We start from the raw sequence: 26126 nt of genomic DNA, 5'->3' as shown, positions 1-26126 counted from the left end.
AGTATGATGAAGACATCAAAGACAATCCGCGTTGGTTTGCTGGTTTTGTTGGCATTGTCCGTTGGGCTATTTGTGGCGGCTAGTGGCAAAGTAAATCGACTGAGCGCTGCTGAAAATCGAATCTTTTATATTGCCAACAATGGCAATGACAACAACGATGGCATGTCCGTTGATCATCCGTGGCGATCATTAGCAAAAGTGATGGCCACGAAATTTCAACCAGGAGATCAAATTCTATTTGACGCTAATGGTATCTGGAATGGTCAACTCATTCTTGATGGCACTAAGAATGGTGAAGGTTCCGCTTCCGAGCCAATCGTTATCGGCAGCTATCACCAAGGGGATGTCAGAAAAAAAGCAATCATTAATGGTATGGGAACAACTGCGAATCAAAGTCCATACCATCACCGTAATTTAAGTAATATCAATTTAATGACGGGGGCTGTTGAACTTTGGAATGCGAATCATTGGACGATCTCGAATATAGAGGTGACCAATTTTTCGAATGATGGCAATCGTCAAGCGATGCGAATTGGTATTTTGGTAGCGTCGGATATCAATGTACCATATCCAAGTGGGACAGATGCTGCGTCTATTCAACAGAAGCTAGCGATTTTCAAAGCCTCACATCGTACCGGTATTAATATTAGAAACAACAATGTTCATCATGTCGACGGTGCCTATCAAAGTGATCCAGTTCCAGATCAGACGGGAAAAATGGTGCCATCTGGCAAAAACTCTGGCGGTATTATTATCGTTGGCAATACAGACGTCACTGCTGAGAATAACGTGATTACGGATGTTTCAAATGAAGGATTACGTAATGATGCCAATGCGTCAGTCCTCCCTGGAGGCTGGGACCAATATTCCTTTAGAGCGAGTGCACATACGGCTTTCAGGAATAATTATATTCGAAATAGTGCCGGTGATGGCATTGTCATCAGTTCAAGCGAGAATGGGACTGCGGAATACAACACGGTAGAAGCAGCCAACAACATGCCTGAATCTAAGAACGAATCAGGTGCGAGCAAAAACTTTGCTGGATTGTGGTTTATGGGTGGTGAATATAATCTTGCCCAATATAATGAAGTGTTTGGCATTCCCAACCATTATCTTGATGGAGCGGCTTTTGACTTTGACGGTTTTGCATCTAAAGGCGTGTATCAATATAACTATTCCCATGATAATTCGGGTGGGTTCACTTTGTTTATGGGTGATCATCAAACAGATAATGTTTTCCGGTACAATTTGAGCGTCGATGATGTAAGCGATTTGCCATCGCCCGCGCTCAATCACCTGATTTTTGTGGTGTCAGGGAAAAATGATGGTATTGCTGGTTTTCCCTTGTTTCATAACAACACCTTTATCGTTGGTAAAGCTGTGAAAAATTTAATGGTTTCAAATAATGGCCAAACTGGTATTCGTTTTGTGAATAACTTGGTCTATGCACCAGCAGGTAATACCCCTAAATTTGTTGTTAATCAGGCTGGAAACAAGCGGCCACTATTTGCAGAAGGCAACTTAGATCACAATCTTTTCTACCCACAAGCATTACTTGATCAGAGTCATACTGATGCGGTTGATGTGAGTGACAACTTATTTGTCGATCCGCAATTAGGAGATGTAACAGCAAAACCTAGTGGCCTGATCAATCATAATACAGGCAGCATGTCTGTTGAATCGCTTGGCAGCTTTATTCCCATAGCAGGTTCGCCTGTTGCCAATGCTGGCCGCAGCGTGGCGGAGCTAACACCTGCAGCTATTCAAGCAAAGTTTCCGATTACTCAAGATTTTTCAGGGAAACCAATTAATTTCGAAAGACCAACAATTGGAGCTTTTGAGGCAACCAAGCCAACTATTCCTGTGCAAAAAGGCGAGTTAAAGACAGTCATTGACCAAGCGCTGGCGGTTAAAGAGAAGGCTAAATATCTTAAGGCAAGTTCAGATAACAAGGCAGCTTTTGATCAAATTCTTGCCAAGGCACAAAGCTTATTAACCAATCAAATTGCTGATCAACTCACGGTTAATAACATGGTATCGGCATTGCGAAGGGCGTTAGAGGCACTTGATGGGAAGGACGATGTACCCGGTACACCAAACAAGCCCGATCCTGAAAAAATGATGAAGTCAGAGACGCTCGTCAAAAAGAAGCAGCATTCAGAGACAGATCAATCAAAGGCTTTTCCAAAAACTGGCGAGATGATGATGAACAGTTTGCCGATCATTGGGCTCGTAGCGTTAATTGTCTGTGGCTTTGGCGTTATTGGCTGGCGCAAATACGTAGCGAACAAGTAGGAAAAATTATTGATCTCGACAACTACTTGCCAGCCAGAATGATAGACTCTTGTAGAAATGGGTCGGAAAGGTAAAAAGGGCACCGCTGTGAGGAAGACAAAGGGGTTCTTTGCTTATCTCGGTATCGGAAAGGCAATCCAAGGTATCTGTTGCGGTTCATGACCTCAGTTCGTTGGTGATGTGGAAGGATAGTCATTATTTGTAATGTTTATTGATTGTCCATGTGTCCGAGAAGGTGCTCAAACCGGAAAATAAAAAACGCCTGTAACCTTTACGGCTCTAAGCGTTTACCCGAATTGTATGGTATGATAGCGACAGCAGAGAAGTTAATGACGGTTGGCAAATCCAATCACAGGAGTTGGTGCTTATGAGTCACGCACAAAATCCAGTGAAGGGAGGTGTCTGGTTGTCCGTTGCGGATGCAATAACCATTATGTTAGCGTTTGGCAGTTTTGTACTGTTACTCGTTGGCACAGTGGTGATCCTTGTTCGCGCAATTCTTGACAATCAAAAAGACCGTCACTAGATTTCTGGCCGAAGTCTAACGGTCTTTCCTGATTGTTATTCAATGCCAGCCGTCTTAAACGGCTCTGCTAGGGGCGTGTCTATTACCTGCAGGCGCGCCTCTTTATGTGTTTATTTTAGCACGAAAAACCAGCACAAGACAACCAAAACGAAAATCAGTGGTGATCCTTGTTCGCGCAATTCTTGACAATCAAAAAGACCGTCACTAGATTTCTGGGAGAAGTCTAACGGTCTTTTCTGATTGTTATTCAATGCCAGCCGTCTTAAACGGCTCTGCTAGGGACGAGTCCATTACCGCGGGCACGCCTCTTTATGTGCATTTTAGCATGGGAAACCAACGCAAGACAACCCAAAAGAAAGCTAATTCGAAAGACTAACATAGACTGATAATGACCGTATTGACGCCTTTCGCTAATAAAGGACCCTCGCTGTCATAAAACGGCGAGGGTCCTTTACTTTTATGTATTGGCCAGTCGGTGGGAGGCCGGCTGGCGATTTCTACTTTGGAGGAGTAAAAATGAAAAAGTTGGGTTGGGGTTTGTAGGAATGAGTGGGTGGCTCATTTCTATGTTGCTAATACTACAGGCTAGGTGTGACGAAATTGTGACACAAAGATGGTCTTTGTGTTATTCAAATACAGAAAAATAGCAGATTTGAGCGGCTAGTAAAAAGGACTAAGCTATTGCTCTTTATTTTTGAGTCACCCTTGGCATCACCCTTAAATTTTGGTTTGCATACTAAATTTGCGAGAATCAATTTAGTTGTTTGCTAGCAAAATTGGCATTACTCTTGGTCAAAGTCAATAAAACGGTTGATGTTGATTTTTTGAACAGCGGCCATACCTCCATGTGAATTAATCCAGTCGTTCACTGTTGAAAAGGAAAGACCAATGGCATGTAATCTTGGATCGATAACAAAGCTGGAGGAATTATCATCAACTTTTCCATATGTCAATCCTTCAGGTCGGTGACCATCTGCTTGCATACCTAGTTCGACGTATGAAAATACTGGTGCTGCAGCACTTACTTGAAAAAGATGAGGCGCTACTAAATAAGGTGTACTGCCAATGCCTGCGGACATATCTTTTACAAAGACCACATCAACGCCGCTACTCGAATAAACAGCGTCTCCAGGGTAATTACTGACGCTTTTGTCGTTAAAATATTGCATGTTGCCTAATCCGTAATAGATAGCCGCTTTTGCTTGGTCAATTTTGCTCAACTTATCGAAATCAACATGATTAACGGCTTCTGCTTTACTCTTTGCTTCAGATGCGACGATGGCTGATGAAGCTGCAGCATCTTTTGACGTTTTATCTGCATAAAATTTTGAGTTTGCGGTGCTTTGTGCTTCCGAAACAGAGACTTGCCACTTTGACGCTTTCACTTTTGATGTCGATATACTTGATGCTCTTGAGCGCCCTAATGATAATCGGCGTTCTGCGTCGTTTTTCTGAATGAGTATGACGCCAAATGTAATCACCAATAAAATAGCGACACCTGTGATTGTTATCACCCATGTTCTTTTCTTCAAAACGAATACCCCTCCAAACTCACAATACCTGTTCTTAATGATATAAACTGCCTAGGGAAGTTGTGCCTATTGCTAAATAAAGCCAAACAAAAACCCGCGCATTCATACGCGGGTTTGCTTATGTATTGGCCAGCCGGTGGGAGGCCGACTGGCGATTTCTACTTTGGAGGAGTAAAAATGAAAAAGTTGGGTTGGGGTTTGTAGGAATGAGTGGGTGGCTCATTTCTATATTGCTAATACTACAGACTAGGTGTGACGAAATTGTGACGTTGAAATGTTCATTGTGTTATTCATACAAGGTGAAAATTTGACTGCTCATAAAGGCCAATGTGGTGACCTGAAGCGATTGGCCTTGTTACTTGAGGTTAGGTGGTGCAGTGAGTTCTAATCCAAACCATCGTTATACTTTTGCGTTAAAATGACGCTTTAGTTTTTGTCACAGATATTGAATATTGGTTCTTTAACGCCGTTCGCCAAGATAGCTGCGTGTTTCATAAGGCCGCAAAACGTCACCACGATCGTCAGCATAATTACTGATCATTAGCCGTGCGTTTTTAGGCAAGCGCGTGCTAATTGGGCGGGATTGTTCCTGATCGGTGAAGTTGTTGATAACGAGCAACTCTTGATCATCGGTAAAACGCCGATACATAAAGACATCTGAGTCGTCTGGATCCAATAACTCATAATCACCATAGACAATGAGAGCTGGGTATTGCTTGCGCAGCTGATTGAGCTTTTGATAGAAGAAAAAGACTGAATCAGGATCTGCCAATGCAGCCGCTGCATTGATGGTCTGATAGTTTGGATTGACCTTGATCCAAGGGGTACTCTTTGTGAAACCCGCATGTTGCGTGGCATCCCATTGCATTGGTGTGCGGGCGTTGTCACGCGAGCGCCGATGGATTCGTTTCAGCATGTCTTCAGAGGTCAGTGCATGCTGTTGATCAACGAGCTCGTGCCAGGCATTTAAAGTATCAAGGTCACGGTAATCGTGAATGGAGGAAAAATCGATATTGGTCATCCCCAGCTCTTCGCCTTGGTAGATGTAGGGCGTCCCTTCCATCATGTGCAAGGTTGCGGCGAGCATTTTCGCTGAGCGAACTCGGAAGGCTGGACGATCATCACCAAAACGCGAGACGGCTCGTGGTTGGTCATGATTGTCCCAATACAAACTATTCCAAGCTTTTCCGTGCAGGTCGGTTTGCCATTCGGAAAGCACGCGTTTAAGATCGGTCAACTTTGGCCGATGCAAAGACCATTTGCCAAACTGTGGATCATCGTCCAGACCCATATGCTTAAACTGGAAAACCATCTCTAGTTCGTGCCGATCAAAGCCGGTATATTTCTCTGCCAAAACAGGTGTGACACCGGGTGCCTCACCAACCGTGATGAGATCGTATTTTGACAACACCGTTTGATTCATTTCCCGGAGGTATTCATGAACATGCGGGCCATTTGCAATGAATCCCAATGAACTGCCATTAGGATGTTCAACGATGTAAGGATCATCAGTGAATTGCTCGGGTTTCGAGATCAGGTTGATCACGTCCATTCGGAAACCATCGATACCTTGCTCGCACCACCATGTCATCATGTCGAACACGGCTTTCCGTACTGCAGGATTCGTCCAATTGAGATCTGGTTGCTTGATCGCAAAAAGATGCAGGTAGTATTGACCGACTTCTGGCACATAGGTCCACGCAGAGCCACCGAAATCAGCCCGCCAGTTGGTCGGTTCATGACCGTCAACTGGATCGCGCCAAATATACCAGTCATGGTGAGGATCGGTGCGACTTTGCTTGGCAGCCTGAAACCACGGATGCTCATCAGAAGTATGATTAACTACTAAATCCATCATGACTTTCAAGCCACGTGCATGTGCTTCGTTTAGCAAATGCTTGAAGTCCGCCATCGTGCCAAACTCCGCCATAATTTTTTCGTAATCAGCAATGTCATAGCCGTTATCGGCATTAGGTGATTTATAAATTGGGTTGAGCCAAATAACATCAACACCAAGCTGTTTGATGTAATCTAGGTGCTCGACAACCCCGGTTAGATCACCAATGCCATCATTGTTACTGTCTTGAAAACTGCGTGGGTACACTTGATAAACAACAGCCTCTTGCCACCAACTTTTATGCATATGAATGCCTCCTTAAATGCGTTCACTGGCGCAGAAACCATCACGTAAGGGCCTTTGGTCGCAATGATGAAAAAGCAGCCATCACGCCCAAGTCTGCTTATACGCCGGTTTCTAACTGCACCGGTTCACGCGCGCTCGTTTTTGACGTCAATTTCAGTATAAAGGTTCATAACCATTACCCAAGTGAAAATGACGTAAAAATGTAATCATAAACAATTATTAATTTCAAGTTATTGTGCGTCAGTCGGTAGCGTGAATTCACGATTACGTGGCACGCGATATTTAAATGGACTTGGTTCGTAATCTTCAAAATTAGTTGGTTTTTTGCTGATAGGGTGGCATTAAAGCGACAAGCAGCTGAAAAAATAGTTCGCACATGGTTGATATTTTGCATCACATCTTCAAATGAGATATTTTTAATACTAACAAGCCGCAGCCACTGAGGTATTCCCATCATGACAAGGACCATACGGACTTTAAATTGCATCCTCAAAAAGGAGAACTTTATGTCAACAAATCACGATATTCAAGACAATCTCAGCAATTGGGATGACCGCGCCAACATCCATGCCGGTGGCGGTTATGGTGACATTGCTGGCTTTATTAACAATCCAAACGGTGTGACTGGCACAGTTAAACGCGATTTAGAAGTACTCTTGCCGCACTTGCCAGCAAATTCGGTTAAGGGTCAGCGACTGTTGCATCTGCAAAGTCACATTGGCACCGACACTTTGAGCTGGTGGCGCCTAGGCGCAGTCCATGTTCATGGCATTGATTTTTCGCCGAATTCATTACATTACGCCCGTGACATTGCCAAGCAAGCCGGCGCGGATATTACTTATGTCCAAAGTGATGCGCGTTATGCCGCAAAGGCGCTGGCTAATGAAGCTCAGGGGTTTGACGTGATCGTGACTAGTGCGGGTACCATTACTTGGCTGCCAGATTTGCAAGATTGGGCTAATTCAATCGCGGCATTACTTGCACCAGGCGGGATTTTCATGATACGTGACAATCACCCACTTTTGTTCGCACTGGATAATGACGGGCTTACCATCACGCAAAATTATTTCAGCGGGGCCGAGATCTCTTACGATTCAGATGGTTCGTACACGGCGGGATCAAAAGGGCTAATCCAACACACCCGCAACCACAACTGGGCACATGATTTTCAAGAAATAACGAGTGTGCTACTGAAGGCTGGTTTAACGATTGAAGCACTGGGGGAGCAGCGCATCACCGATTGGCAGGCATTGCCGATGCTGACGTTCAATCAGGAAGAGGACGGTTGGCAGATGCCGGCTGATCTGCCACAAATTCCGTTGACGTTTTCGCTGGTGGCTAGAAAACAAATATGACAAAGAACCTACCTGAGTAAAAATTGCTCGGGCAGGTTTTTTTTAAATACTGCGACTAAATGAGTCTTTTAGTTAACTTATTTTCCCGGAGCGTGGGTCTCATCAATCACGCGTACTGGTGCGATTGGGAGCGCTTTGAATCGCCTTTTTTGTACGTGATCGTGGTTTCTAAGCAACTTAAATTTGGAATAGTCAGCTTGAGTGACTTAGCTTTGAACTGGGGAAAAAATGATTTTAATTATGGTGATGAGCAAATCAATTTTTAGGTGGTTGGCGATACTCATGCGGATAGGTCAGCAGAATATGATTTTTTTCAAATAGATTTTGATAGGCGGCATTTGGCTTTTTATCTGTGATGATTTCATCAATCTGATTCATGTTCGTAATGCGAATGTAGTCACTTTGATCAAACTTAGTTGAGTCAATGCCGAAGATAACACACTTGGCATTGGCAATCATGGCTTCTTTGACAGCTGCTTGTTCCGGATCGGCAACATAAATGCCGCCTGCATCGATGGAGCCGGTCGAGAGCAGTGCAAAGTCCGGATGGAAACTCTGGATTTCCTCGATGGTCGTTGAGCCAAGGGTCGAAGCCGATCGTGGGGCCATTTTACCGCCAATGATAATGGTTTCGATATTGTTCAGTGAATTGAATTGTAGCCCCATGTTGACGTTGTTTGTAATCACATGCAGGCCGACTTGATTGTGCAACAGTTCAGGTAAGCTGAAAAAAGTTGAACTGCCGTCAATGAAAAAGGCGGCGTTGCTAGGAATCTTGTCAGCAATTTGATGACTGATAATCCGCTTGAGCCGCGCATTTTCGTTGCGGCGCTTTTCGTAGGTGAATTCAATGTTGTTACCTTGCAGGAGCTGAATCATCCCGTATTGGCGTTGAATGATGTTAGTGTTTTCAAGCTCAATCAAATCGCGACGCAAGGTGGACTTACTTGTGAATATTTGTCGACTGAGTTCAGCCACACTAATTTGCGGTGTTTCACGCAAAATTCTGATGATGTCATTTAGTCTTTCAAACTTAGCCGGTTTTTGTGACACAGTTAACACCTCCAATTTATGAATTATTATGAATCTATCTGAACAAATTTTAACCGCTTTCATGAACCATTGTCAACCTTGATGACTTCCACTTTACAGCGTAGACAAAAGGATGTAAGCGCTTTATCATTAGCTTTGGAAACAAGGAAAAGGTTCAAAAAGTTCCAAATGCTAAGGCCACTCGAAAAGATGAGGTGATATAAAGATGGACTATAGCACAATGATTCACAAAGATTTAATTTTTCTCAACGAAAACGCTGCCGATCGAAAAACACTGTTTAGAGATGTTGCCAAGAAGATTCGCGCGGCTGGGTATGCTAGGGACACTTATGAAGCTGCCCTTAACAAACGCGAAGATGAGTTCCCGACTGGGGTTGTTTTTCCTGAGATCTCGGTCATGTTACCGCATGCCGATCCTGAGAACGTGAATGAGCCGTTTATGGCCATCGTCAAAAACGCTCAACCAGTTCGAGTACTGCAAATGGGTTACAACGAGCCTGAGGATGCAACGGCGATGTTTTTCTTGGGGATTACCGATGCCAGTCAACAAGTCGGGTTATTGCAGGTTTTCATGGATCTGTTGCAAGACAAAGCGTTTGTCGCCAAGTTCAAGGCAACGACTGATCCTGAAGCAATGTATCAATTCTTTGTCGATACGTTCAAGACACAAGCTGCTAACAAATAACTGATCCAATCAAAATAAGGAGCAAAATATTATGGCTAAAATTGTTGTTGCATGTGGTTCCGGCGTGGCTTCTAGTGAAGCAACTGCCAGTCGAATCAAAGATTTTTTTGAAACTAATAACGTCAAAGGCATTTCGGTTGATGCGACGGATTTCAAACAGTTACCGGAAATTCTGCATAACTATGACGTCTATGTATGGATTGCAAAGCCGAATCAACAATTGGAGGATCTGGCCAAAGAAAACAACATCGCTGTTGTGAATGGGATGCCGATTTTCATGAACATGAATCCTGAAAAATCCTACAAAGAAATTGTTCAAGCATTGAAGAACATGCAGGCTGCTGGGAAATAACAGCCCATTCTACTAGAGGAGGTGGAAAATCGTGACAATCTTAAAAGACGTCGTTAATTATATCCTGAATTTGGGTGGACCGGTCTTCGTGCCATTGATCATGTTGATTTTGGGTCTGGTTGCCGGGTTGAAGTTCAAAAAATCAATTGTGGCCGCTTTGACCTTGGGGGTTGCTTTCTCCGGCATGACCTTGGTCGTTAACTACATGATGGAGGCTATTTCACCAGCGGCAAAATCCATGTCCAAGCTCTTCCATTTGAGCCTGAATGCGATTGATGCCGGCTGGACCGGGGTTGCTGCCATCACTTGGTCGTACAAGTCCGCGTTCCTATTTTTCCCGTTATTATTAGCTATTAACTTCGTGATGTTGACGTTCAACTGGACCAAAACCCTGAACGTTGATATGTGGAACGTTTGGAACAAGATTTTCACTTACGTCGTTGTTTTGTACTTTACGCACAATGCCTTCTTCGGATTCTTAGTTGCCGGGATTCAAATTGTTTTCGAACTGAAAGCAGGTGATATGTGGCAACGGCATATTGAGGATTTGACAGGCATGCCGGGTGTCACAGTACCACATTTTATCACCTTATTCGCGGTCATTTTGCAACCGCTTAATAAGTTGCTTGACTTTATTCCGATTATGAACAAGCCGTTTGACGCTGATGCGTTGCAAAAGCGAATTGGTGTCTGGGGTGACAATACCGTCATGGGTGCCTTGATTGGGGTGCTATTAGGCTTTGGTGCCGGGTATTCCGTTTCTGGCTCCTTGAACTTAGCGATTAAAGCGGCAACTGCGATGACTTTATTCCCAATGATCTCCAAACTTTTCATGACCGCCTTATCACCAATTGCTGATGCGATGAGCGGTTTCATGCAGAAACACTTTAAAGGTCGTGAGGTTTATATCGGCCTTGATTGGCCAATCCTTGCCGGACGTAACGAATTGTGGGTTACGGTGATCATTCTGGTGCCGATCATGTTGGTCTTCGCCATGATCTTGCCGCACAACACCGTCTTGCCATTCGCTGGCATCATCAACTTGTCCTTTGTTAACGCTGCGTTGTTACTGACTGGGGCAAACCTGTTGCGGATGATCACATTGGGCATCATTACTACGCCGATCTTCTTATATGGTGCCACTTACTTTGCACCAGTTATCACGAACCTGGCCAAATCAACCGGCACTGTTAAAGTTCAGGCTGGTCAGCAGCTTTCATGGTCCACATTTGAAGGGCCGGACTTCCGCTTGTTCTTCGCGCAAGCTTTCAATGGTCAGTGGTGGGCAATCGCGCTGGCGGTGCTTTGGACACTCGGGTTCATCTGGTTGTACCGCGATCAAATCAAGATCAAGTTACCGAGTCAACGTTACGGTGCACTAGCGCCGGTCACGGCCGCAGCTGCGCCAACAGCACCGGCTTCAACCAGCAGTGATGCTACCGATGTTGATCTGAGCGATCTCAGCGGTTTGGACTTCAGCGATGCGAAAGCGTCGAACGAATCAAAGAAGGCCGCCAAAGATAAGCAAAATGATACAGCTGATGATGTTGATTTGAATGACATTAGCGGACTGGATTTCAGTCAGACCAGTCATGATAAGAAACGCGGTGATAAAGGTGAGTAAAACCTTAGCATCATTCTTGGTTTTCCTAGATACGATTGGGATATCAATTGCTTTGCTAGGCGGTAACACATGGTTATGTCTCTTGATGGGAATTGCCACCGTGATCCTTTACGTCAAAGTCAATCCAATTTTGTTTGGCGATTATGATCGCAAACGCAAGGAAAAGATTGAAAAAAGACGGGAAGAGTTATTGGCGCGTCGGACAAATAAGGAAGGAATTTCAAAATGACCGAACAATATGTCTTTGAAAATGAGCGGAAAGATTTAGCTGAAGTGGCCCGCGAAATGTTCATGCGGAAGAATACCAATGTTGCAGGTGGCAACATTAGCGTTCGGATCACCCCTGACAAGGATTTTGATTACGGGGATATTCATATTAAAGCTGGCAAAGATTATCTGATTATGACGCCAACCATGATGTCTGAAGCCTGGTATGCCAAGTTGCAACCAACCCAAATTTTGGTGGTTGATCTTGAAACCGGCAAACTGATTGACGGCGTTGGTCGTCTGACCCGTGAAATCAACATGCATGAAGAAGCTTATCGGGCCAACGACAAGATCCGTTGTGTCTATCATTCCCATGCTGAAGAATCCATGTTCTGGGCAACAGCCGGATTGGATATGCCAAATGTCACCGAAGTTACTGAAGAAGTTGGTCCGATTCGGGTGCTGCCATACGCACCAGCCTGCTCCAAGGAACTTGCAGACACGGTCTACAATGGCCTGAAGGAAGTCGGAGATGCGGCAAAAGAGCACATCTTCCTCTTAAACAGCCATGGCGTTTTGATCACTTCCGAAGACTTGCATCATGCCACAGAAATTCTGGAAACCGTTGAATGGAATGCGAAGATTGCCTATCAACAGACGGTCTTCATGAAACTGGGATTGTTAGAAAGCTATCAGTCCTGCGGTAAAACAACTGATGGCATGTTGAAGGAACCTTTGAAAGCCTAGCGGTGGTTAAAAACTGAATTTAAACAATGTAGCAAGACAAGATTAGAACAAGTTAAAACTGGTAAAGAAAGCCGGACAAATTTTCCCATGCGAGGAAAATTTGTCCGGCTTTTGTTGTCTCATAGATTACCTGTCGAGGATTGAGGATTTCGGTGCCAAGGCGGAGCGATCGTGGGCCAGATGGGGCTCAGCCGTGCAAACAACACAGCGACTGGGCTTGTCGCTGATGTTGTTAGGCGACTTCGAGACCGGGCTTTGGGCTCGAAGCGCCGTCTCCGCTCTAGCTTCGCGTCGCAAGCCCCATCTGGCCGGAGATTGCGGAGTTTGGCACGGCAAGAGAAACGTTAGTCTGGCCCTTTGCGTACAGAGGGACCGTTTTCCTCATCTTGGCTGTCAGTAATCACAGCTTCAATGAATTCGCACAGCCCCAAACTAATGCGGTAAATCCGGCAAGCGGCGATGGATATTCAAAACGAATCGCGAGTGATCGCGGATGAAGCTTGAAACCGAGTATTCAAATGCGTGACCTTCTTGATCATAGGCGGTCTGCTCGATAACCAGCACTGGACTGCCTTGTTTGATTTGGAGTGCCTCGGCAGTTTCTTCATCAGCTTCGGTGGCATACAAGATGCGTCGGGCATCAGTTAACTGAACGCCCTTACTGCCAAGGTAATCATAAATCGAGCCCTTCAAGATTTTCTTGTCAAGCGGCGCGATGTTGGTCGGCATGGTGGTGTGTTCTAGACTGTAAAAATGCCCGTTCACGAGGCGAACCCGTTTGATATCGTAGACAGGTTCATTACTTTTAATGCCAAGATTTTTTTGCTCAGTTGCGCTTGGTAAACGGGCGTCAAAATAAAGCAGCTTGCTGGTGATTTTTTGATCACGATGCGAATAAGTCACGCCAATTGGCGCATCAAGCGGCAACAATTCCTTGTCGTCGTCTGGTGCTTGAGCGCGCACAAAGCTGCCTGATCCTTGTTTGGTATAGATTAGCCCTTCATCTTGCAACATACGAAGGGCTTTTTTGATGGTCAAACGACTTGTGTGGTAGGTTCTGGCGAGAACTTCCTGAGTTGGCAGCGGTTTGCCTGCGCGATAATGATTTGTCAGGATGTCTTTTTTGATGTCGGAATAGATTTCCCAATATAGATACAACGATGTCACCTCAGCTGGATTATTTGTTCACTAATTGTAACACAAGCCAGATATTTGGTAAGTCATCCCGTTAAATATCTAAATATTTGTATATTAACATTTTTCTATTTCGCAAAATTTGTATACACAAGATAAAAAATAAGTCTTTACAAAAAATGAAAGCGCCTTTAAACTGACAATATCACAGCGCGTTGTCCCAACAAAATCTACTTAGGGGTGGTTAATGATGAAGTTCAATGTTGATAAGCTTCAAGAACCGTTGCTTAAAGCATCAATGTGGGTTCAAAACAACACGATTTTACAGGCGGTCAAGAACGCCTTTGTTCGAACGATTCCGTTTACAGTGATTGGGTCTTTTTCTAACTTAATCAAGATGCAGTTGGATGCCTTGATTAAGTCTCAAAATCTTCATTGGGGATGGCTGACAAGTATTAGCAATTTATTTGGTTATTTGGGCGTTGCAACACTTGGCATCGTTGGGTTGATTGTCGTGATCTCAAGCGCCTATTCCTACGCAGTTGAATTAAAACAGCGCGATGAAAACAAGAGTATGAACATTATTATCGCCACATTGTTAGCCTTCTCTGCATATTTTGTGATGGTACCCAATAATGTGAACTTTGCCGATCCTAAGGCGAAGGTGATTGAAGGCTTCGCGTCATCACTTTTTAGTTATGAAGGGATGTTTACCGGCTTGATTGTCGGAATGTTGGCTGTTGCCCTTTTCGCGGCATTTAGCCGTTCCAAATTCACGATCAAAATGCCCGGCAGCGTCCCACAAAATGTTTTTGATTCATTTTTTGCCTTAATTCCAATGGCAGAAGTGTTGTTGCTCTTTGGGCTTGCTCGAATTGGATTGCAGGCGATGGGGTATGCAAGCTTAATTCAATTGATCGCGACGGTCGTGATTAAGCCGCTGTTGACCGTGGGTACAGGATTACCAGCTATCATTGTTGTCATCTTACTAGAACAAATTCTGTGGTTCCTTGGCTTGCACGGCTTCAACATTGTTTGGGGGATCGTATCGGCCTTCTGGTTACCGCTATTCTTACAAAATGTTGCTAAGTTTGCTGAAACCAAAAGTTTTGCCGATATTTCGATCGCGCCTAACACCATGACGAATGTGTACGCCATGATTGGCGGGTCCGGTGCTACCTTTGGCCTCATCATTGCCATGTTGATTTTCGCTAAAAAAGGCGAAAAGGAGCGCGAAGTTGCAAAATTGGCGCTGGTGCCAGGTTGCTTCGGTATTAATGAACCGGTGATCTTCGGACTGCCAATTGTTTTGAATCCGATCATGTTCATTCCTTGGATTGTCGTACCGCTGTTTAATGCCATTGTGGCTTATGTAGTGACGTCAATCGGTTGGGTTGTGCCGCTGGTGGTACTTAACTCGGGTAATGAACCGATCTTCTTTAGTACCTGGATTCTTGGCGGCTTGCATATGAGTCCCGTCATTCTCGCCTTGGTATTAGTGATCTTTGATGTTTTCCTTTACGCACCGTTTGTCATTATGAATCAACGCAACGAGCGACAAATGGCAGCAGCTTAATGAGTTGCAAACTTAACGAGCGATAAAGAATAGAAAGAAGTTTATTTGATGCAGAAAGTTCATGTTATTGCCCATACACATTGGGATTTCGAATGGTATTTCACGCGCCAGCAAGCACGGGTTCAATTTGCCTATCACATGGCAGAAGTTTTACAGGCACTCGCCGATAATCAGCTGGATAGTTACCTTTTAGATGGGCAATTGGCGATTGTCGACGATTATCTGCAGACAAACCCGGACAAACGAGCAGCCATGATGCGCTTTGTCAAAGCACGGAGGCTTTTCATTGGCCCTTGGTACACTCAAATTGACGAGATGGTAACGAGTGGTGAAGCCATCGTTCGTAATTTGCAGCTTGGCCACAAATTAGCGGCTGACTTGGGCGGCGTCATGAAAGTTGGCTATCTGCCTGACTCATTTGGTCAAGGACAGGATATGCCAAAGATTTATCAAGGTTTTGACATTACCGCCACTGTCTTTTGGCGCGGGATGCCGCATGAAAAGAATGGCCGTTACTTCTACTGGACGGCTAATGATGGCTCAAAAGTTCTAGCGGCTAATATCAAGAATGGCTACTATGCAGGCGTTGACCTAATTGAAAACGATGATACGGCGGCTTTGCTACACCGTATTGCCACAGATACGCAAGCGCATGACTTAGCGCTGCCGGTGGGTGGTGATCAACGCGCGGTCGATTTTAACTTGAAGGATCGGCTTCAGTACGCCAATCAGCAGACATCCGACTTTGAATTGGTGGAAGACAATTATCCGGACTTTTTCAAAGCTTTAGCAACAAGTTCTGATTTGCCAACCTATCAAGGCGAGTTCATTGATCCGTCAGCATCGAAAATTCATCGCGGCATTTATTCATCGCGAGCAGATTTAAAGCATTTGTACGATCGGCTTGAGCATTTGATGGTCGATGTGGTTGAACCGATGATGGTGATTGCGGCTCATCAAGGCATCGAAGCGCAAGATGGGATGGTGGCTCATATCTGGCGTGCCATCGCCCGTGGCCAAGCACATGATTCATCAGGCGGCTGCAATTCAGATGCGACGAATCAAGATATTTACCAACGCGGCGTTGAGGCGCTACAACTGGCAGAATCAGTCCGCGATTATCTTTTACGCAAACTGGCTAGCGGAGCACCGGCATCGCTAAATGTCTTTTTCTGGAATCCAACGGTGCGGCCCGTTCATCAAAATGGTGAGGTCACGCTGGCAACGCGTGGCAAGCATTTTTCACTTAAAGATGAAAATGGTGAAGTCGTCACGTATGAAATCTTAAAACAGGTGAAAGTTGATAACGCCGTATTGCGGCGCGATCCAGCACGGGAAAAACCTGATGTTTATTATCGGACAACGATTGTCGTGCCATTGACAATGAAGGCGATGGATTGGGTGGGCTTCACGCTTGAGGAAGCGAGCCAGTGCGTAACGGATCGTCAGCCGAGCACAACGATTAGCAACGCCTATTACACGCTGACGTTCGACAAGGGCCAGCTGGTGTTGGTTGATCGACGCACGAAGCAATCGTTTGTGAACCCGATTCATTTTGACGATGGCGGTGATGAAGGTGATACCTATGACTACTCGCCGGCTTTTCAAGACTGGCTGCTGGACTTGACGCTGGCTGAAGCCGAGGTCACGGGTCAGCAAGGGAAACTGGTAAGCGAACTTGTCTTTCGTGGTCAATGGCAATTGCCAAGTGATCTAGCTCAACGTGCAGCCAAAAAGGCCAGTGTCGAGATGCCGTATATGTTGGTCTTGAAGTTGGCCGCTGATGATCCGGTGATTCATTTTGAATTTACCGTTGAAAACACCGTTTGTGATCATCGACTCCGTTTAATTCTGAAGACACCGGTGCAAGCACAGACGAGTTTTGCCGATACGCCATTCGGAATTGCCGCTCGTCCGGTGATTGATCCACATCTCAAAGATTGGCGCGCCATTGGTTATCATGAAGAACCGACGGCATTGCGGCCGCTCATTCATTTTGCCAATACGCACGATGACAAAACGAGCTGGACCTTCTTAGGATTAGGCGAAAAAGAATTTCAGTTGATTGGTGATCAATTTGACCAGTTAGCCGTTACTATGTTCCGCGGTGTCGGGTACCTTGGCCGACCTGACTTAAAACGGCGGCCTGGTGATGCCTCTGGCCTGCAGACCAAGTATGTGCCGACGCCTGATAGTCAACTTTTAGGGACCCGGCAAATGCAAGGCGGGATTTGCCTTGATGCTGATTTTGTCCCGGCGGAATTGCAACGACGGGTTCAGTCGTTGGCAATTGGCAGCCTTGGCTATCAAACACAGACGTTGGATCGTTTCACCACGCCTTTGCAATACTTCCCGATCAACACTAATCAGACAAACCTAGTGCATCAGTCACCTGTGCAACTGGTGAGTCGCGATCTGGTTGTGTCGAGTGTCAGTGAAACGCCTGACCATGCCGGCTACCTAGTTCGCGTTTATAACCCGACCGATGTCACTGTGGCAACAGCAGGAGACTTTATCCTTGAAGTTGCGGCAAGTATTCGTCAATTGAATCTCAATCATGAAACGAAGCAAACGCTTGCCACCGATGTCACCACATTTAAGCTGCCAGCCTTTAAGCCGGGAGAGATTCGGACGTACGGTATCTATCCGCGACACATCAGCTTAGCATCGAAAAAGGAGTCGTTATGACTGAAGACAGCCGACCGTTAGCAGCGGCACTCACTGCTTTTGCTGATGAGCATCCATTACCAGATGCCCCAGCTCAGCAAATGTTTCGCACCTTACTGCCGGATGCGCTGATGAAGGCCACAAGTCGGCAGGCGGATGGGACCTACTTTGTTGCGACCGGCGATATTCCGGCGATGTGGCTACGAGACGCAACCTTTCAAGTGTTGCCTTATGTACAGCTCATCAAAGACGTGCCTGATTTAAAGCCGATTCTTGAAGGTGTCCTACGACGAGAATTGGCGTTCGTGCAGCTTGATCCGTATGCCAATGCCTTTAATCAGACGACCAATGCGGCTCATTGGCGCGATGACGATGAAACCAATATTTCGGTTTCACCACAAGTCTGGGAGCGCAAGTTCGAAATTGATACGCTATGTGCACCGTTGCTGTTGGCGTTGCGGTTGCATACTGAAACAGGCGATGCAGCGCTGCTTGATGCGACTTTTTGGGAAACATTCGCGGTCATTTTAGATATTTTTGAACAGGAACAGCATCATGAACAGTCACCCTATTTTTTCCGCCGGCGTGACACTGCAGCTAACGATACTTTGCCAAATAACGGTTATGGCACCCCTGTTGCTTATACTGGGCTCATCTGGGATGGCTTCCGGCCGAGTGATAACCGGTGTAAATATGGGTACCATATTCCAGCCAATTTGTTTGCAAAAACGGTTTTGAAAGGCTTGTTGCCGCTGATTCCGGCCAATCACCAGTCCTTGGCTGCACGAGCACAAACTTTGGTGACAGTAATTGAGCGAGGCATTGCTAAGTATGCGATTCAAACGTTGCCGAGCGGGGATCAAGGTTTGGCGTATGAAGTGGATGGCCTTGGCAGGACACGTTTCATGGATGATGCGAATGTTCCAAGTTTGTTGAGTTTACCTTTTCTGGGGGCCATTGCAGCTGACGATCCGATTTACTTGGCAACCAAAACCTTTATTTTGAGTAGACAAAATCCGTACTACTACCAAGGAGAAGCTTTGGCAGGTATTGGTAGCGAGCACACCCCGCCGGAATATGTTTGGCCGATTGCAGTGGCAATGGCAGGCTTAGTGGCTGAAAGCAAAACGGAGAAGGCAGCCAAACTTGCCACGATTGCTGCCACAACAGCCGGTACTGGCCAATGTCATGAAGGCGTGCACAAAGACGATCCTACACAGTTCACGCGAACGTGGTTTTCGTGGGCAAACATGACTTATTGTCAATTGGCGTTGGACTACCTAAGTGATCAAAAAGAGGAAGTGGCACTGTGAGTTTAGTAGTCATTGATATTGGCGGCACAACCCTTAAATTCGGTTGTTACGATGAAGTGTCTGGTATTTCTCACCAGACCAGTGTGAAAACACCGCAGACATTGGCCTCGTTTTACCAGGCGCTTCAAACTCAGGTTCATGAATTGCAGCGTAAAGCAACCATTACCGGTGTGGCTATCAGCAGTCCCGGTTCAGTGGATCAAACCGCCGGCATCATCCGCGGTGCCAGTGCGGTTCCGTATATTCACCATTTTCCAATTGTGGCTGAATTGACCAAACGTTTCCAGCTGCCTGTCACCATCGAAAATGATGCCAATTGCGCTGCACTGGCAGAAGTTCAGGCCGGTGCAGCAACAGATGTTCGTGACGTCATTTTTCTGGTGTTAGGCACTGGGGTTGGCGGTGCGGTCGTTTTGGATGGCCGGATTCATCGTGGTCGGCATCTGTTAGGCGGCGAGTTTGGCTATATGTTGTACGGCAATGACGATACGGTCAGTCATCTTGGTACCATTGTGAACGCGGCTGATCGCTACAACCGGGCAAATGGCACTGATTTGGACGGGAAAGCCCTTTACGAACTGGCCAAAACCGGACAGCCATTAGCCCAGAAAGCCGTTCGTGACATGCTAAAGGTGCTGGCGACAACCATTTTCAATTTGCAGTACAGTCTTGATCCAGATTGTTTTGTCATTGGCGGTGGCATTTCCCAAAATTCTGACTTGCTTGCAGATTTGAATCAGGCGCTCGATGTTGTGATGGCAAAAGTCGAAGTTGCCCCCATTCGGCCAATCGTTCGCATTGCCAAGTTTCAGGCTGAAGCCAATTTATACGGCGCCGCAGTTAATTTTCAACAGCATCAACGCAGCCGCTGACATCAGAAATCGAGTATAGAAAGGAGCGCAAGTCAGACTAGCTTCTCGTCTGGCAAGCGCATTTAGGCTAAGACATGACCATTCAATTTGATGCTGACTTTGTCTGGGGAGCGGCAACCAGCGGTCCGCAGGCAGAAGGCACTTTTCATAAAAAGCACGAAAACATTTTTGATTATCATTTCCATACTCGGCCACAAGACTTCTACCACAACGTTGGTCCGGATGTTGCCTCGAACTTCTACAACGATTATGAAAACGATCTTGCTTTGTTGAAGCAAGCAGGCGTGCAGGCATTACGAATCTCGATTCAGTGGACGCGCCTGATTGACGATCTTGAAGCAGGCACGGTGGATCCAGTAGGGGCCGATTATTATCGCCGAGTTTTTAAGACTATGCATCAACTTGGTATCACGCCATATGTGAATCTGCATCATTTTGACTTGCCAGTGACGTTACAACATCAATATGGCGGCTGGCAGTCAAAGCATGTGGTGGATCTCTATGTGAAATTTGCCACGCGTTGTTTTGAACTGTATAGCGATCAGGTGACGCATTGGTTTACCTTCAATGAACCTAAAGTCATCGTTGACGGCCAATACTTATATCAGTTTCACTATCCTAATATTGTCGACGGGCGGATGGCTGTGCAAGCTGCGTACAACCTGAACTTAGCTAGTGCCCAAGCTGTGGCGGCGTTTCGGCAGATCAATCGGCAGCCGCAAGGAACGATTGGCACAATTGTTAATCTGACACCGGTTTATCCGGCCTCGCAAGCACCTGAGGACTTGGCTGCGGCGCGATTTGCGGAACAGTGGGCGAATGATCTTTATTTAGAGCCAGCTATTCATGGCCGTTTTCCAAAAGAGCTGGTAGCACGACTCAAACGAGATGGCGTTTTATGGGAGGCAACTCCTGATGAACTCGCAGTGATTGCTGCCAACCGGATTGATGTACTTGGGGTTAACTACTACCATCCGTTCCGGGTGCAAGCGCCCGCTGTCGCCCCAGATAGCTTGCAACCTTGGCTGCCTGATATTTATTTTGACAATTATGATCTACCAGGGCGGAAAATGAATCTTGATAAAGGTTGGGAAATTTATCCTGAAGCCTTATACGACATCGCGATGACTGTGAAGAATCGTTACGACAATTTACCGTGGTTTGTGGCCGAAAATGGGATAGGCGTCGCGAATGAAGAGCGGTTTTTGAAGGACGGTACGGTGGAAGACGATTATCGCATTCAGTTTATGACCGATCACCTGCGATTCTTAAGCCAGGCTATCGCAGAAGGGGCTAATTGTCATGGCTACTTCGTGTGGACCGGCATTGACTGCTGGTCATGGCTGAATGCTTACAAAAATCGGTACGGTTTGATTCGTAATGACCTACGCAATCAAACAAAGTCACTCAAAAAATCAGGTCACTGGTTTAGTCAGGTGGCGGCGACTGGACTGGTGGCGCCAACGTTGCGTCCATTTGAAAGTGAGGAAAAGAATCATGGCTGAAAATGAGAAGACGATCATGCTGGTTTGTGCAGCAGGTATGTCGACCAGTATGTTGGTTAGAAAAATGCTGGATGCTGCTGAGCAGACAGATGTTCATGTCAAAATATTTGCCGCATCAGCTTCCGATGCTCAGGATCAATTAGCAGCCGAGCACCCTGATGTGTTGCTGCTTGGGCCGCAAGTGCGTTACTTAGAAAGTGACTTTAAAAAGACGCTGACGATTCCAGTAGCGGTCATTAATATGCAAGATTACGGCCTGATGAAAGGCGATCATGTTCTACAAACAGCGCTTGATTTGATGGCATAAACAGGCCGAAAAGGCGTCAACAATTTGCTTGCAGGACATAAAGACAGTGCTGGCGCTCAAGGCTATTAAGGGGGGACGCTTTTATGGATGAACAACAACAACTTGTCGTCATGCAGTTAATCATGGCAGGCGGCAATGCAAAAGGGGCAGCAGTTGAAGCAATTAGAGCTGCCAAAGCTGGTGATTTTACTCAAGCTGAAACCAAACTCAAAGAAGCCGATCAATTTCTGGCGGAGGCACACCAAGCACAAACCGGCATGTTAACCGCTGAGGCAAGTGGCGAACATCAACCGGTATCGTTACTGATGGTGCATGGACAGGACCATGTGATGACGGCGATTACTTTTCGCGATTTGGCAGGGGAACTTGTCGATTTGTACCAAAAAGTCTCCGATTGATTCGAATAAGTACCAACGGCTCACAAACTTCGTGTTTGTGGGTTCTTTTTTTGCCCATTTTTGTTTTGACAGAAGCCTTTGTTGCCAACGTCTGTGAACTGGGGAGTACACCTTGTACATTGCAAACCAAGAGAGGGTGCACAAAAGCTGGAATGAAAGCGCCGTCACAACGGCCATTTGTCTCGTACAATTGAAATTGAACCTGGAGGTGAGAGTTGTTTGAAGAAACGCAACTTACAGATCCTTTCAGAAATTATTCGTCATCCAAATTTGAAAAGTGGTGATTTAGAAAAGAAGTTTGGCATTACTCGTCGTCAGTTAGCGTATGCATTGTCTCAGATTAATGAAGAGTTGGTCGATCATCAACTCCCAAAGATCACGCGGACACCGCGAGGCGAGTTTGTCACATCGAGTGAGATTGCTGAGTTTTTCAATTTGCAAGCGACTGAAGAACCGCAACCGTATGTTTATCGCGAAGAAGAGGAGCGCATCCTGCTCATTTGCCTGTACCTGCTTGTGAGCGATGAGTTGTTATCGCTGGTTCATATCTATGATTTTAGCGGTGTCAGTCGAACCACAGCTTCAGCGGATCTGAAAGCAGCGACGCGTTTTCTGAGTACGCGGCAATTAAAACTGAAGTATACGCGCCAAGCAGGTTATTTTATCGAAGGCTCGGAGTTGGCCATTCGCAATTTATTGAATTATCTCGTGACGCAGTTGTTGAAATACGACGATGGTCGCAGTTCGATGGAACAACTTGGCAAACTACCAACCGAACAGGTCATTCATTTTGTTCGCGAGGTTGAAAATGCCCGAAATGTGACTTATTCAGACGAATCGTTCAGCTTCCTGATGTTGGCGGTTTTGATGAATGTCACACGCAACCTGTCTCATCGAGTAAGCGATCATCATTACTTCGAGCATCAGATCAGTGATACCGAGGAGTTTTCGGCACTAAGGCCGTTAATGCCTAAAGCATGGCTGACAAATGACTCGGATGCCGAGTGGTTGGTCATTCTCCTGCTTTCGGCGAATACGATTCGCGGGGATGTTGGCGTTGCTGATGCGGATTTGGTCAAGGCTATTCAAACCATGGTCGCAAAATTTGAACAGCAAACCTTCATCAAAATTACCGACCAAGACGATTTCGTTAAACGATTGCTTGCTCATCTACGTCCTGCTATTTTTCGCGTTCGTTATGGCTTGCATCTGCATGATATTGGCATTGGTCAGGTGATGGCTGCTGATTCCCGACATCGGTTCTTAGTCGATACGATCAACGCCATCATTGAACCACTTGAAAAACTGACCGGGAAAACGATTCCGGAAGATGAGCGCAATCTGATCGCCTTTTACTTTGACGGGGAACTGGAAAAGTCCGCTGATTTACATGTTAGTAAGGAACGAGCGGCTGTTGTTTGCACAAATGGCTTGATTGTTTCCAAACTCATGATTCAGAATCTGCGGCGCTTATTTCCGGAAATTAGTTTTCTTTCAGCAACATCAGCGCGGGAGTTTGAACATTTTTCAGGGGATTACGATCTTGTATTTACAACCGTGCCCCTCAAGACGTCAGCACGACAGTATATTATTCATCCCCTGCTCAGCGGCGATGAACAAGTGCAATTGCGCTACCGGGTGTTGAACGACATCGGGGTCAAAAATATTCAAACCGGTATTTCCGCTTTGACGGCTATTGTCCGCAAGCATGCAAAAGTGACGGATGCCGTTGGACTTGATCACGCACTGCGCCGCTTTCTAGCGGATCAGACGGTTGAAGAGCTCCCCGTGGTTGACCAACCACGCCTGACCGACTTTACTGAGCCTGATTTGATTCAGGTTGGTAGCAGTCGCAACTGGGAACAAGCGCTTCAACAGGCAATTCGGCCACTCGAACGGTTGGACTATGTAACCGACCCTTTTCGCCAGACACTCATGGCAGAGACAGCAGCCGCGGACAACTACAGTTTTATTGGAACGCAGGTGGCAATCCCACATACCGTGCCGGAAAATGGCGTGTTGCGCAATGGGTTTGGTTTCTACATCTTGAAACAGCCAGTTGTTTATCCAAATGGTTTTCGTATTCGCATGATCGTGCCGATCGCGGTGAAAGATACCGATCAACATTTGCGGGCCATTCAAGAACTTTCCGAAATCATTGCTGACGAAGCAACTCTGAAAGCTTTGTTCAAGGCCGAAAACGGGCAACAAGCTTATGACATTTTAAGAAGATATGAAAGCGCTTATAAAAGAGCGTGAACTGGCGCGGTTAGTGACTGAAACATGAATGGGATAAGGCACGATGGGTGGCACTTTGACCATTGTGAACGAGGTCCTTTTGCAGCAGTTGCTGCACCAGAGAACGCATTTGGGAGGAAAAACATGGAATTATCTGAATATCCAACTTTTACGGTCATTATGCGCGGTTATACGCCAGACCAAGCTGATGCAATCATGCAAGCCATGGCAGGTTTCGAGGATCAGTTTGGGGTTGAAGTGACTATGAACACACCACACGCATTGGACATTATTGAAAATGGCAATGCGCAATATGGCGACAAGCTCAAAATTGGCGCTGGGACCGTGCTCACATTGGATGAAGCAAAAGATGCGATTGGGAAAGGTGCTAAGTTCATGCTCAGCCCCATCGAATTTACGGATGACATTTTCGCTTATGCCAAGGCACACAAGGTCATCACAGTGCCGGCTGCCATGTCGCCAACCGAAGTGCATACCATGTTCGATAAAGGTGCCGATATTGTCAAAATATTCCCAGCTACAACAGTTGGATCAGGCTTTTTCAAGGCCATTCAAGCACCACTGGGAAAACTGCCGCTTATGGCGGTCGGCGGCGTCTCGCTTAAAAACGTGAAGGATTTGTTAACGCATGGAACAAGCTATTTAGGCATTGGATCCAACATGTTCAATCAAGAAGACCTGATTAACCGTGATGTTGCCGGGTTAGCTGCATCGCTGCAAGCATTTGTTGATATCAAGAACACACTTTGAAAGGGGCATTGATCAGTGGCTGTTGATTTAGTAATTGATAAGAAGTTATTACTGCCCCATTTGAAAGCAAAAGACAATCTCGATGCATTGGGTCAAATTGCTGACAATCTACAAAGGCAAGGCTACGTTAAGGCCGGCTATAAGCAGGCAATTCTTGACAGGGAGGCCGAGTATCCAACAGGCTTACCGTCTCCAAGGCCAACCGTTGCCATTCCCCATGCGAATTATCAACTAGTCAAAAAAACGACCATTTCAGTCGCGACATTGGCGCACCCCGTGAAGTTTCATGATATGGGGGATGTGGAAAATGAGTTGGAGGTAGATGTCATTATCATGATGGCCATCGGTGAACCACATGGTCAAGTCGAAATGCTGCAAAAGATTGTTGAGGTCATTCAAGACGATCACTTGCGTCATGAAATTGCCAATGCAAAAGATGCTGAGACGCTTTATCGACTGCTCAGCAAAACTTTTGAGGCGTAGGTTGTTAGGAAAACATTGATAAAAGCACTTCAATTTAGGAGGAAATTATAATGGCGGCTCATATTTTAGTTGCATGTGGTAATGGAATCGCAACCTCAACAGTGGTTGCATCTAAGATTAAGACATTTCTTGCTGAAAAAGGGGTTGATGTTGAAACAACCCAAACCAAGTTAATGGAAGTCCCGGGTAAGGTTGAAAATTATGACTTGCTCGTCACAACCGGACAATTTGAAGGCAAGACTCATGGCGTACCGTATATTCACGGGTTGCCACTTCTGACTGGTATTGGTGCTGATGATACCCTCAATAAGATCTATGACGCTGTTAAGGACAAATAAGAACA

Annotated in this window: 24 protein-coding genes; 20 read left to right on the top strand and 4 right to left on the bottom strand. The window is 45.9% G+C overall.

Annotation, left to right across the window (positions count from 1 at the left end; all coding sequences use genetic code 11):
* Positions 1 to 6 precede the first annotated feature (6 nt).
* Entirely contained in the window at positions 7 to 2295 is a 2289-nt protein-coding gene (locus tag AC07KQ_RS12935) for a right-handed parallel beta-helix repeat-containing protein (protein WP_013246110.1), read from the top strand.
* Between the two features lie 367 nt (positions 2296 to 2662).
* Positions 2663 to 2821, top strand: a complete 159-nt coding sequence (locus tag AC07KQ_RS12930; protein WP_003567918.1) for a putative holin-like toxin — start codon at positions 2663 to 2665, stop codon at positions 2819 to 2821.
* Positions 2822 to 3603: 782 nt separating this feature from the next.
* Here AC07KQ_RS12930 and AC07KQ_RS12925 read toward each other — a convergent pair.
* Positions 3604 to 4353, bottom strand: coding sequence for a hypothetical protein (locus AC07KQ_RS12925; RefSeq protein WP_003567914.1), 750 nt, complete (start codon positions 4351 to 4353; stop codon positions 3604 to 3606).
* Between the two features lie 460 nt (positions 4354 to 4813).
* Complete coding sequence (locus tag AC07KQ_RS12920) at positions 4814 to 6496, bottom strand: glycoside hydrolase family 13 protein (RefSeq protein ID WP_274990912.1); 1683 nt, start codon at positions 6494 to 6496, stop codon at positions 4814 to 4816.
* Positions 6497 to 7002: 506 nt separating this feature from the next.
* Here AC07KQ_RS12920 and AC07KQ_RS12915 point away from each other — a divergent pair.
* A complete protein-coding gene (locus tag AC07KQ_RS12915; RefSeq protein WP_003567910.1) occupies positions 7003 to 7851 on the top strand; it encodes a class I SAM-dependent methyltransferase in 849 nt (282 codons plus the stop codon).
* A 255-nt stretch (positions 7852 to 8106) separates the two neighbouring features.
* Here AC07KQ_RS12915 and AC07KQ_RS12910 read toward each other — a convergent pair whose 3' ends face one another.
* Positions 8107 to 8904, bottom strand: coding sequence for a DeoR/GlpR family DNA-binding transcription regulator (locus AC07KQ_RS12910; protein ID WP_003567908.1), 798 nt, complete (start codon positions 8902 to 8904; stop codon positions 8107 to 8109).
* 205 nt (positions 8905 to 9109) lie between these two features.
* Here AC07KQ_RS12910 and AC07KQ_RS12905 point away from each other — a divergent pair, with 205 nt between their 5' ends.
* From AC07KQ_RS12905 to AC07KQ_RS12880, 6 genes are all read left to right on the top strand, one after another.
* The gene (locus tag AC07KQ_RS12905) at positions 9110 to 9589 is read left to right on the top strand and encodes a PTS sugar transporter subunit IIA (protein WP_003567906.1); all 480 of its coding nucleotides are present in this window, start codon (positions 9110 to 9112) and stop codon (positions 9587 to 9589) included.
* Between the two features lie 31 nt (positions 9590 to 9620).
* On the top strand, positions 9621 to 9941 hold the full coding sequence (locus AC07KQ_RS12900) for a PTS sugar transporter subunit IIB (protein WP_003567903.1): 321 nt from the start codon (positions 9621 to 9623) through the stop codon (positions 9939 to 9941).
* Positions 9942 to 9972: 31 nt separating this feature from the next.
* Positions 9973 to 11565 (top strand): PTS galactitol transporter subunit IIC, encoded by a 1593-nt coding sequence (locus AC07KQ_RS12895; protein WP_003567901.1) that lies wholly within the window; start codon positions 9973 to 9975, stop codon positions 11563 to 11565.
* On the top strand, positions 11558 to 11794 hold the full coding sequence (locus AC07KQ_RS12890; protein ID WP_003567899.1) for a hypothetical protein: 237 nt from the start codon (positions 11558 to 11560) through the stop codon (positions 11792 to 11794). The genes AC07KQ_RS12895 and AC07KQ_RS12890 overlap by 8 nt, the downstream gene beginning before the upstream one ends.
* Complete coding sequence (locus tag AC07KQ_RS12885; RefSeq protein ID WP_003567897.1) at positions 11791 to 12519, top strand: class II aldolase/adducin family protein; 729 nt, start codon at positions 11791 to 11793, stop codon at positions 12517 to 12519. Before AC07KQ_RS12890 ends, AC07KQ_RS12885 begins: the two co-directional genes overlap by 4 nt.
* A 193-nt stretch (positions 12520 to 12712) precedes the next feature.
* Positions 12713 to 12919 (top strand): hypothetical protein, encoded by a 207-nt coding sequence (locus AC07KQ_RS12880; RefSeq protein ID WP_080596995.1) that lies wholly within the window; start codon positions 12713 to 12715, stop codon positions 12917 to 12919.
* Between the two features lie 32 nt (positions 12920 to 12951).
* Here AC07KQ_RS12880 and AC07KQ_RS12875 read toward each other — a convergent pair whose 3' ends face one another.
* Complete coding sequence (locus tag AC07KQ_RS12875; protein ID WP_003567895.1) at positions 12952 to 13677, bottom strand: GntR family transcriptional regulator; 726 nt, start codon at positions 13675 to 13677, stop codon at positions 12952 to 12954.
* Between the two features lie 226 nt (positions 13678 to 13903).
* Between AC07KQ_RS12875 and AC07KQ_RS12870 the strand changes: the two genes are divergently transcribed.
* The 11 genes from AC07KQ_RS12870 (at position 13904) to AC07KQ_RS12820 (ending at position 26121) form a co-directional block, all read left to right on the top strand.
* Positions 13904 to 15229: a PTS sugar transporter subunit IIC gene (locus AC07KQ_RS12870; protein WP_003567894.1), complete on the top strand. Its 1326-nt coding sequence runs from the start codon at positions 13904 to 13906 to the stop codon at positions 15227 to 15229.
* Between the two features lie 48 nt (positions 15230 to 15277).
* Positions 15278 to 17917 carry a glycoside hydrolase family 38 N-terminal domain-containing protein gene (locus tag AC07KQ_RS12865; RefSeq protein WP_003571589.1) on the top strand — a complete coding sequence of 880 codons (2640 nt, stop codon included), beginning with the start codon at positions 15278 to 15280 and terminating at the stop codon, positions 17915 to 17917.
* Positions 17914 to 19209 (top strand): glycoside hydrolase family 125 protein, encoded by a 1296-nt coding sequence (locus tag AC07KQ_RS12860; protein ID WP_289420432.1) that lies wholly within the window; start codon positions 17914 to 17916, stop codon positions 19207 to 19209. Before AC07KQ_RS12865 ends, AC07KQ_RS12860 begins: the two co-directional genes overlap by 4 nt.
* Positions 19206 to 20081 (top strand): ROK family protein, encoded by an 876-nt coding sequence (locus tag AC07KQ_RS12855; RefSeq protein WP_003567888.1) that lies wholly within the window; start codon positions 19206 to 19208, stop codon positions 20079 to 20081. Before AC07KQ_RS12860 ends, AC07KQ_RS12855 begins: the two co-directional genes overlap by 4 nt.
* A gap of 74 nt (positions 20082 to 20155) precedes the next feature.
* Entirely contained in the window at positions 20156 to 21586 is a 1431-nt protein-coding gene (locus AC07KQ_RS12850; RefSeq protein ID WP_003567886.1) for a glycoside hydrolase family 1 protein, read from the top strand.
* On the top strand, positions 21579 to 21893 hold the full coding sequence (locus AC07KQ_RS12845; RefSeq protein WP_003567884.1) for a PTS sugar transporter subunit IIB: 315 nt from the start codon (positions 21579 to 21581) through the stop codon (positions 21891 to 21893). Before AC07KQ_RS12850 ends, AC07KQ_RS12845 begins: the two co-directional genes overlap by 8 nt.
* 83 nt (positions 21894 to 21976) lie before the next feature.
* Entirely contained in the window at positions 21977 to 22291 is a 315-nt protein-coding gene (locus AC07KQ_RS12840; RefSeq protein WP_003567882.1) for a PTS sugar transporter subunit IIA, read from the top strand.
* 219 nt (positions 22292 to 22510) lie between these two features.
* A complete protein-coding gene (locus AC07KQ_RS12835; protein ID WP_003567880.1) occupies positions 22511 to 24550 on the top strand; it encodes a BglG family transcription antiterminator in 2040 nt (679 codons plus the stop codon).
* 123 nt (positions 24551 to 24673) lie between these two features.
* Positions 24674 to 25300: a bifunctional 4-hydroxy-2-oxoglutarate aldolase/2-dehydro-3-deoxy-phosphogluconate aldolase gene (locus AC07KQ_RS12830; protein ID WP_003571583.1), complete on the top strand. Its 627-nt coding sequence runs from the start codon at positions 24674 to 24676 to the stop codon at positions 25298 to 25300.
* Between the two features lie 15 nt (positions 25301 to 25315).
* The gene (locus AC07KQ_RS12825) at positions 25316 to 25783 is read left to right on the top strand and encodes a PTS sugar transporter subunit IIA (RefSeq protein WP_003567874.1); all 468 of its coding nucleotides are present in this window, start codon (positions 25316 to 25318) and stop codon (positions 25781 to 25783) included.
* A gap of 50 nt (positions 25784 to 25833) precedes the next feature.
* The gene (locus AC07KQ_RS12820; protein ID WP_003567872.1) at positions 25834 to 26121 is read left to right on the top strand and encodes a PTS sugar transporter subunit IIB; all 288 of its coding nucleotides are present in this window, start codon (positions 25834 to 25836) and stop codon (positions 26119 to 26121) included.
* The last annotated feature ends 5 nt before the right edge of the window (positions 26122 to 26126 follow it).

The organism is Lacticaseibacillus sp. YLM2-1 (assembly GCF_056583465.1).
Note: the sequence above shows the minus strand (reverse complement) of the source record. Positions and strands in the feature narration are given on the sequence as shown.

What these genes read in the sequence shown, in the direction of transcription:
- AC07KQ_RS12935 (WP_013246110.1), top strand. Translation starts at nt 7, where the DNA reads ATGAAGACATCAAAGACAATCCGCGTTGGTTTGCTGGTTTTGTTGGCA.
- AC07KQ_RS12930 (WP_003567918.1), top strand. Translation starts at nt 2,663, where the DNA reads ATGAGTCACGCACAAAATCCAGTGAAGGGAGGTGTCTGGTTGTCCGTT.
- AC07KQ_RS12920 (WP_274990912.1), bottom strand. Translation starts at nt 6,496, where the DNA reads ATGCATAAAAGTTGGTGGCAAGAGGCTGTTGTTTATCAAGTGTACCCA.
- AC07KQ_RS12915 (WP_003567910.1), top strand. Translation starts at nt 7,003, where the DNA reads ATGTCAACAAATCACGATATTCAAGACAATCTCAGCAATTGGGATGAC.
- AC07KQ_RS12905 (WP_003567906.1), top strand. Translation starts at nt 9,110, where the DNA reads ATGGACTATAGCACAATGATTCACAAAGATTTAATTTTTCTCAACGAA.
- AC07KQ_RS12900 (WP_003567903.1), top strand. Translation starts at nt 9,621, where the DNA reads ATGGCTAAAATTGTTGTTGCATGTGGTTCCGGCGTGGCTTCTAGTGAA.
- AC07KQ_RS12885 (WP_003567897.1), top strand. Translation starts at nt 11,791, where the DNA reads ATGACCGAACAATATGTCTTTGAAAATGAGCGGAAAGATTTAGCTGAA.
- AC07KQ_RS12870 (WP_003567894.1), top strand. Translation starts at nt 13,904, where the DNA reads ATGAAGTTCAATGTTGATAAGCTTCAAGAACCGTTGCTTAAAGCATCA.
- AC07KQ_RS12865 (WP_003571589.1), top strand. Translation starts at nt 15,278, where the DNA reads ATGCAGAAAGTTCATGTTATTGCCCATACACATTGGGATTTCGAATGG.
- AC07KQ_RS12860 (WP_289420432.1), top strand. Translation starts at nt 17,914, where the DNA reads ATGACTGAAGACAGCCGACCGTTAGCAGCGGCACTCACTGCTTTTGCT.
- AC07KQ_RS12850 (WP_003567886.1), top strand. Translation starts at nt 20,156, where the DNA reads ATGACCATTCAATTTGATGCTGACTTTGTCTGGGGAGCGGCAACCAGC.
- AC07KQ_RS12845 (WP_003567884.1), top strand. Translation starts at nt 21,579, where the DNA reads ATGGCTGAAAATGAGAAGACGATCATGCTGGTTTGTGCAGCAGGTATG.
- AC07KQ_RS12840 (WP_003567882.1), top strand. Translation starts at nt 21,977, where the DNA reads ATGGATGAACAACAACAACTTGTCGTCATGCAGTTAATCATGGCAGGC.
- AC07KQ_RS12830 (WP_003571583.1), top strand. Translation starts at nt 24,674, where the DNA reads ATGGAATTATCTGAATATCCAACTTTTACGGTCATTATGCGCGGTTAT.
- AC07KQ_RS12820 (WP_003567872.1), top strand. Translation starts at nt 25,834, where the DNA reads ATGGCGGCTCATATTTTAGTTGCATGTGGTAATGGAATCGCAACCTCA.